The organism is Oleiphilus sp. HI0080 (genome assembly GCF_001635135.1).
In genome coordinates, this window is record NZ_LWFU01000758.1 from 1 (window position 1) to 1083 (window position 1083).

The 1083-nt window shown below is 45.8% G+C and carries 3 protein-coding genes; 2 read left to right on the forward strand and 1 reads right to left on the reverse strand.

What is annotated here, in order from left to right:
* Both A3751_RS22960 and A3751_RS15870 read left to right on the forward strand, forming a co-directional pair.
* A partial coding sequence (locus A3751_RS22960; RefSeq protein WP_197466404.1) for an alpha/beta fold hydrolase occupies nucleotides 1–351 on the forward strand: 351 nt, incomplete at its 5' end.
* Nucleotides 329–565: a hypothetical protein gene (locus A3751_RS15870; protein ID WP_068453021.1), complete on the forward strand. Its 237-nt coding sequence runs from the start codon at nucleotides 329–331 to the stop codon at nucleotides 563–565. The genes A3751_RS22960 and A3751_RS15870, both read left to right, overlap by 23 nt.
* Before the next feature lie 4 nt (nucleotides 566–569).
* Here the strand turns inward: A3751_RS15870 and A3751_RS15875 are convergent.
* Nucleotides 570–1083, reverse strand: a 514-nt coding sequence (locus A3751_RS15875) for a glutathione S-transferase family protein (RefSeq protein ID WP_197466405.1), incomplete at its 5' end; no start/stop codon positions are given.

Genomic DNA, 1083 nt, shown 5'->3' on the forward strand with positions numbered 1-1083 from the left:
GTGACGGACGAGGTGGTCGATCGTTACTACGAACTCTCTCGCTACCCCGGTAATTTATCGGCCTTTACGCGCCGAGTAAAAGCCCGCCTAGACCAAGATGAAGAACACATTGCTAACCTTACGTTGCCGAGCCTGATACTCTGGGGAAAGGAAGACATTTACTTCCCCGTAGAGAGCGGCCTAAAGTTCAGTAAGGACATTTCAAAATCAGAACTCAAGATCTATGCTGGTATTGGTCATCTCCCTATGGAGGAAGCGCCAAATAAATCAGCGAATGATGTATCACTATTCATCAGCCAGCATGAAGCCATATTGAAGGATACCCTAAGTGACGCTTCCAAAAGTCGATAAAACCGAGCAATGGTTAGCCCGCTTCTTTTTTATCGTATTCAGCGTATTGCTCTTCCAAGACATCACCGGAGAGGCATATAGTTATCGACAAATGGGGCAAGAACATCTGGTAAGCGCTGAGGGCAATCCGTTCAAGTACTACTTTGCTTTCTTTTGGGACATATTAGTGGTGCTTGTATCGGGCTTTTTTGGTTTTATCGCAAAACGAAAATAAGAGCTCAGTGAAATACTGACAGGTCAATTCCTTCGATCTCGCAAACTGTTTTAATGGTTTCGTTCTGGCTAAGTTTTTGTAAATACGCCGAAAGCGCTGAAAATGTCACTGGCGAACGGGTAAGGACTAGAGACCATTCGCACAGCATAAACAAAAAATAGTCGCATGCTGTCAATGCATCTCCGCAAAGATAAGGCTGCTTCTCCAGGCGTTGATTAATCACCTCTAAAGCCTCTACGATACGCTCGTCCTGCGCGGCAATCACGCCATCTACCAAAGTAGGATCTTTAATGTGCCGCTCCGGATAGTAACGCACCATTAATTCGGCTTGCAGCGTATTTGTTAGATACATTATCCATTGGAAGAACTCCGCCCTTGCATACGTCCCTACTGCAGGTATCAAACCATGCTCGGGGTGCAATTCGCACAAATGCACACAAATAGCCGCACTCTCAAACATCGCTTGACCATCAATCACAAGCGCTGGAATTCTACCCGCAGGATTGAGCTTCAAATAG